Source organism: Streptomyces kunmingensis, from assembly GCF_039533535.1.
GTDB lineage: Bacteria > Actinomycetota > Actinomycetes > Streptomycetales > Streptomycetaceae > Streptomyces > Streptomyces kunmingensis.
In genome coordinates this window covers 91657-97712 of record NZ_BAAATS010000013.1, presented here as the reverse complement: position 1 = coordinate 97712, position 6056 = coordinate 91657, and the positions used below count along the sequence as shown (strand labels likewise).

The window sequence follows — 6056 nt, the reverse complement described above, 5'->3', positions numbered from 1 at the left end:
TCCACACATCCAACATGCTCTTGATCAGCACAAACGGGAAGACCTAACGGAGTCCTATGGCCTGCCGGGCGGAGAATGACCGGCAGTTCGCGGTGTCCGTTGGAGATGAAGGACTCCGTGGGGCGCAGTGCGGATGCGGGGACGGCCAGGGAGAGGTCCGGGAAGCGGGTGAACAGCGCCCGGAGCGCGGTCTCGGCCTCCATCCGGGCCAGGGCCGCGCCGAGGCAGACGTGGACGCCGTGCCCGAAGGCGAGGTGCGTCTTGCCGACGCGGGTCACGTCGAAGGAACCGGCGCTCGGTCCGTGGAGTTCGGGGTGCCGGCCCGCCGCCGCGTAGGAGGCCAGGATCGCCTCGCCCCGGCGGATCACGGTTCCGCCCGCCAGCGTGATGTCCTCGACCGCGTACCGCATCGGCAGGTGGGCCACGGGAGCCTCGTAGCGCAGGCTCTCCTCGACGACGTCTGTCCACGCGCTCCTGCCCTCGCGGACCAGGGCGAGCTGTTCGGGATGGGTGAGCAGCGCGGCGATGGCCTGGTCCAGCAGGTTGACGGTGGTCTCGTACCCCGCGCTGATCACGAGAAGGAGAGTGTCGAGGAGTTCCTGTTCGGTCAGGGTGGAGCCGTCGTCGTCGCGGGTGGCGATGAGGACGGACGTCATGTCCGTGCCGGGTTCGGCTCGTTTCGCCGCGACCAGGCCGGCCAGGATCGCGTACATCTCCTCGGTGTTCGCGGCCGCCTGCTCGGGGCTGAGCGTCGTGTCGAAGACACGGTCGACGGTCCGGCGGAAGCCGGGCCGGGAGTGCTCGGGCAGCCCCATGAGGTCGCTGATGACCCGGATCGGCAGCGGATAGGCGAACCGCTCCCGCAGATCGACGGACTCCCCGGCGGGAATCCGGGCGAACTCGTCGAGCAGCGCGCCGGTGATCTCCTCGATGCGCGGTTGCAGGGCGGCGATACGGCGCGAGGTGAAAGCCGGGCTGACCAGGCGCCGCAGCCGTCGGTGGTCGCCGCCGTAGGCGGTGAACATGTTGTCGACGGCCACCCACAGGGCCAGCGGCCAGCTGCCGATGATCTTGTCGGGGAACATCGGCCAGTGCTGCCGGGCGTCCTTGGAGACCCGTGGGTCCGTGAGGAGCTGTTTCAGGAGAGCCGGGTCGGTCACCGACCAGGCCTCGACGCCCAGGATGTCGACGCGAGCGGCCGGGCCGCGCGAGCGCAGCTCCGCATCCTCGGTGTGCCGGTCGCTCCCGGCTGCGTTCAGAACGACGATCTGTGACTCGTGCATCTGCGACTCGTGCATCTGCGGCTCGTGCATGCGAAGGCTCCTCGGCTGAGAGGGCTGCTGTGGGCGCGGCGCGAACGCAAGGCGTGCGAGAGGGACGGGCACCGGTCATGTCGAGCGGTCGGAGCAGGCTATGGACAGGGCGGGCTACGGACAGGCTAGTTGCCCGTCGGCGCGTCGGTAAGTGGCGCCCGGCCGTAGTCGTCGGGACAAGGCGTCCCGCGCGGTGCGCGCCTCCCTCCATTTGCCGCGCTCGAAGGAGGGCAGTTGTGGCTGCCCGGAGAGGTCACGCCGACCGTGGCCCTGAGGAAATGGTGGTGTGGGCCGGTGGATCAGACGACAGAGGCGGGGTTCTTCACCCGCGGGTTCGGGCCGAGGCCGCGCGAAGGGGCCCCGGCCGTGGTGCTCGTGCACGGGCTCGGGCTCTCGGGGCGGTACTTCGTGCCGCTCGCGCGCCGGCTCGCCGCGCGCGGAACGGCTGTGCTGGTGCCCGACCTGCCGGGCAACGTGCGGTCGCGGGCCGCCGCCGCCCGCGCACCCGATGTCGATCAACTCGCCGATGCTCTGGCGCACTTGCACCGGCGGTTCTCCCTGGCACCCACTGTGCTGGTGGCCAACTCGGTCGGCTGCCAGGTCGTCGCGGCCTTCGCCGCCCGTGAACCGCGCATGGTGAGCAAACTGGTGCTGGTCGGCCCGGCGCTCGATCCGGGCGCGTCGGGGTGGCGTCAGGCCGGGCGGCTGCTTCGCGACGCACCCCGCGAGCCGCTTCGCATGCTCGCACTGGCCGTGTCCGACTACCTGGTGACCGGCCCGCTGCGCTGCGCCGCCTCGTTCCGCCATGCGTTGCGGGACTCGGCGGAGTCGTTCGAGGCGAACCTGGCACGGATCCGCGTACCGACGCTCGTCGTACGTGGCGCGGGGGACCCCATCGCGTCCCGTTCCTGGTGCCGGCGGGTGGCCCGCCTGGCCGGCGACGGACGGACGGCCGAGATCCCGGGCGCGGCGCACGCGGCCCACTACAGCGCCCCGGACGCGTTGGTGACGCTGATCCAGAAGTTCGTGGCGGACGATCCGGAAGGCCCCGCATGATGTCGTCACCATCCTCCGGCCCCGAACGGCACAGGCGGTCCGGGCGGCCCGAACGGCCCTCGCCCTGGCTGCGTCTGCTGCCCGGCATCTCCCCGAAGCGCCGCGGCTTCGTACTGGCCTGGTGGGGCTTCACGCTCACCTTCGGCGGGATGCGGCTGCTCACATGGCTGATCCACATCGATGTGGCCGGCGTCGGTGACATGAGCGCCGGCGGCGTGCACATCCACCATTACGTGTGGGGGATCCTGCTGCTCGTCGTGGTCGGCGCGGCGGGCCTGGTCGAACGCTCGGCGCGGGCACGCGCCTGGATGGGGCTGGCCTACGGGGTGGGCCTGGCCCTGATCATCGACGAGGCGGCCCTGTTGATCAGCCTGGAAGACGTGTACTGGGACACCCAGGGCGGGGTCAGTATCGCCATCGCCATCGCCGTGATCGCCGTCGCGGGAAGCGTCCTGGCGCTGACACGGGGGCGGCGCGCCTCCCGGGCGGATCAGGACGACGACGCCTGAGGGGGCCCGGCGGGGCCGCAAACATTGAGAGCCTGTGTCATATCGCCGGCCGGGGATATGACACAGGCTCTGAGTCCGAGGCGCCACGCGGGCGCCCCGGACGAAGTCAACGGCGAGGAAAGCGAAGGGACTTGTATCAAATAAGGAGTTGAGAAGGAAGCCCCTTCATGGCCTCGCCGTGGGCAACGGTAACACTCAGTCCGGGATCAGGTCGCGCAGATTTTCGAGGGTGATGACGCGCGAATCGGGGTGCAGTCCCTCGGGACGTTCGAGGCCGATGTACATCACCGGCTCGTCCGGGACCGGCTCGCCGTCCCACAGCTCCACGGCCGTGGTGTCACCGGACATCAGGCCGACCAGGTACCACACCGTCAACTGCTCGCGCTCCACCAGAGCGCGCACCACCTTCGACACCGATATCTGGTTCTCCTCGACCCGGTTGGCCGAGGAGATGCCCCTCAGGTACAGGTGCAGCCACTTCGCGTGCCAGCGGCCGTCGTCCGCGCGACGGAACACCAGCGGAAGCGCCACCCGGCCCACTCCCCGCAGCTCCGACTTCATGCGCACCGTGCGCGGCTCGAACGGCCGTCCGCGCTGTTCCGCGTCGCGCAGCATGTAGCCGAAGAACGACTCCTCGACCTCGTCGAAGCCTTCACCGGCGTAGATGTCGACCTGCGGAACGATGAAGCTGCCGCGGATCCGGTCCAGGGACAGGCTGATGAACTCCGAGGCCCCGTCGGGCGCCTCGGTGATGTCGCCCGAGTGCTCGCCGCCGACGGCCGTCAGGGACGTGTACGAGAGCCAGCAATCGGTGCTGTAGTCGGAGTGGAGAAGCAGCGCGGACAGGTCGTAGTCGGTGGTGCGCCCGGCTTCCTTCCAGTACACGAAGAAACGCAGCTGTTCGCCGTCGACCGCCGACACCGACCCCCGGGGCAGCACTCCGAGCCCGGCCGCGGTCGCCCTGCCGCTGAGCGGCAGCGCCACGTCGAGGACATCGGGGTCGAGCAGCAGCCGGCCGGGCGCGGGAAGCCTGCGGCGCAGCTCCGCATCGAGGGCGGCGATCAGGCGATCGCGGTCCGCGGCCGGAACCGGCGGCCGGACGTCGGGGGCCACCCAGGCGCGTCCCCGGCGATTGACGAAGATGCGGGGTTCGGCGCTCTCGCGCTCGCGGTTGTGGAGGTGCTCGCGCACCGAGAGCACGACCCGCCCGGAGACGTCGGGGGCGACCCGTACCGCGGCGGCGACCACCGCGTCCCGCTCCTCCTGGCCGGCGGCGGCGCGCAGCAGGTGGTCCAGGGCGCGGAACAGCTTGCCGGGTGCGGACTCCAGCAGCTTCACCGCCCCGAGGACGTCGGACGCGTCGAGGAGCTTCGCGACCCGGCTGTCGAAGGAGCGCGCCTCCTTCTCCCCCCGTGCGACGGCGAACACCTCCGCGGCGTGCGGCCAACGGGGGTACTCGTGTGGGTGCAGACGCTCGCCGAGTCGCTTGAAAGGCTCACGGTGGGCGTGCACATCGGCGAGCTTGGCCGGGTTCGCCGCGATCACGGCGTCGAGACCCGCGAGGAGTGCCCGGCGCAGCGGCCGCGACAGCGCCCGGAACCGGGTCGGCTCCTCCAGGGTCACGTCGCCGCCCGACAATGCGCAGGCCAGCCGCAACACATCGGTGACGGTGTCGAGAAGCAGGTCCGCGCCCACGCCGATCCGGGCCTCGTTGACGACCGCCCGGTTCTCCCGGACCGGGATCGCCTCCGGCTGGGGGCCGAGCGCGCACCGTTCGGCGAGGACCTTCAGGTCGCGCAGGTCGTCCTCGCCCAACGGGGTCGTGCTGCCGGCCAGGGCCAGATACAGGCCGGTGAGTTCCTCGTCCAGGTCCCCGCCGAGGTGCAGGACGGTGATCCGGTCGCCCGCCGATGCGATCAACTCGTCCTGCGCCGCGAGCATTTCCTCGTAGGTGTGCTGGTAGCGGCCGTACGCGGGAAGGCTGAGCAGGTCCAGTGACCCGCGCATCAACTGCGCTTGTACGTTCTCGCGCACCTTCTCGTCGCCGAGCGCCTCTGCCACGCAGCGCATCCAGAACTCTTCGGTGTCCGGCACGTTCGCCGGGAAGTCGATGAAGTACGCGTTGTGCCGGACGTGGTCGCCCACCATCTCGCTCACGGTGCGCAGGGTCCGCCTGGCCGTGTGCACGACCGCGCCCTCGGAGAGTCCCGACAGCCGCTCCAGCAGCGCGGCCGAGAGCTTGAAGCCCACGGATGTCAGCGCGGCGTCGAACTGCCGCGCGGCGAGGGCCCCTTGCCCGGCGGAGCCGACGGGAGAGGGGAGGCGGTGGGTGTGCCGGATGACCAGCGATTCGAGACGGTGCGCCATTTCGGGATGATCGCAGAGGTGTACGAGCCGACGCACGCGAGTTTGTCGCGTACGGCTCCGGCACTGTGCGGGGTCCACATCCTCGTACGGCGCTTTGGTGCGGCGCTCGTTCGGAACGGCCGCTGGTCCGTGCGCACGTGCGCTCACAGTCGCGCGAAGAGGGCGTCGAGCGGGGGCGGCGTCCGCTCCGGGGCGAGGGCTTCGACGAGGAGCCGGCCGTAGCGGATCTTGCGGCCCTTCTTCGTGCCGAGGAAACGCCGCACCTGCTGATGCCGGGCCCGGCCGTGCTGCGCGGGCTGGCGCTGAAAGGTCTGCCAGGCACGGAAGTCACCTTCGGCGCGGAAGATCTCCTCGACCGCGTCCGTGCCGAGCGCGCGGATCAGTTCGTCCTCCAGATCCGCGGCGCATACGTAGATGTCCTCCAGCGGCGCCTGTGCCCGTGTCAGCCCCCGCTCGTAGACGGCCTTTTCACCCTCGTCGCAGAGTCCTGTCAGACGCAGCCCGAGGCCGGGCGGCCCGAGCAGACCGGCATAGCGGCCGACGCTCATGGCTCCGCCCATCGGCACGGCGCACACTCCCTCGGCGCCCAGGTCCCGGCCGCGCCGGGCGGCCAGCGCCTCGACGGCCGCGAGATCGCTCAGCCCCTCCAGCAGCACCGCGGTCCGTACTCGTGTGCTTTCCGCCAGTTCGCGCGCCGGCTTGTCGCAACCGCCCGTCGCCCAGAGGGTCACCGCGTCCTGGAACGCCTTCATGTCCGCCATGGGGCGAGTGTGCACGTCCCCAGGTGACACGGCACGTGAGTTGTGGAAGC

General features: G+C 70.8%; 5 protein-coding genes. 2 read left to right on the top strand and 3 right to left on the bottom strand.

Going from position 1 to position 6056, the window contains the following annotated elements:
- Window positions 1–1283: cytochrome P450 family protein (locus ABD366_RS17090; RefSeq protein WP_344442013.1), on the bottom strand; the 1283-nt coding region annotated here is incomplete at its 3' end.
- 324 nt (window positions 1284–1607) lie between these two features.
- Between ABD366_RS17090 and ABD366_RS17085 the strand changes: the two genes are divergently transcribed.
- Both ABD366_RS17085 and ABD366_RS17080 read left to right on the top strand, forming a co-directional pair.
- Window positions 1608–2369: an alpha/beta fold hydrolase gene (locus ABD366_RS17085; RefSeq protein WP_324768777.1), complete on the top strand. Its 762-nt coding sequence runs from the start codon at window positions 1608–1610 to the stop codon at window positions 2367–2369.
- Window positions 2366–2878 (top strand): hypothetical protein, encoded by a 513-nt coding sequence (locus ABD366_RS17080; protein WP_324768778.1) that lies wholly within the window; start codon window positions 2366–2368, stop codon window positions 2876–2878. Before ABD366_RS17085 ends, ABD366_RS17080 begins: the two co-directional genes overlap by 4 nt.
- A gap of 195 nt (window positions 2879–3073) precedes the next feature.
- On the opposite strand, the gene ABD366_RS17075 is transcribed toward ABD366_RS17080, so the two are convergent.
- Together ABD366_RS17075 and ABD366_RS17070 are read right to left on the bottom strand one after the other, a co-directional pair.
- Window positions 3074–5245, bottom strand: a complete 2172-nt coding sequence (locus ABD366_RS17075) for a TerD family protein (protein WP_324768779.1) — start codon at window positions 5243–5245, stop codon at window positions 3074–3076.
- A gap of 143 nt (window positions 5246–5388) precedes the next feature.
- Complete coding sequence (locus ABD366_RS17070; protein ID WP_324768780.1) at window positions 5389–6006, bottom strand: TOPRIM nucleotidyl transferase/hydrolase domain-containing protein; 618 nt, start codon at window positions 6004–6006, stop codon at window positions 5389–5391.
- Window positions 6007–6056: the final 50 nt, after the last annotated feature.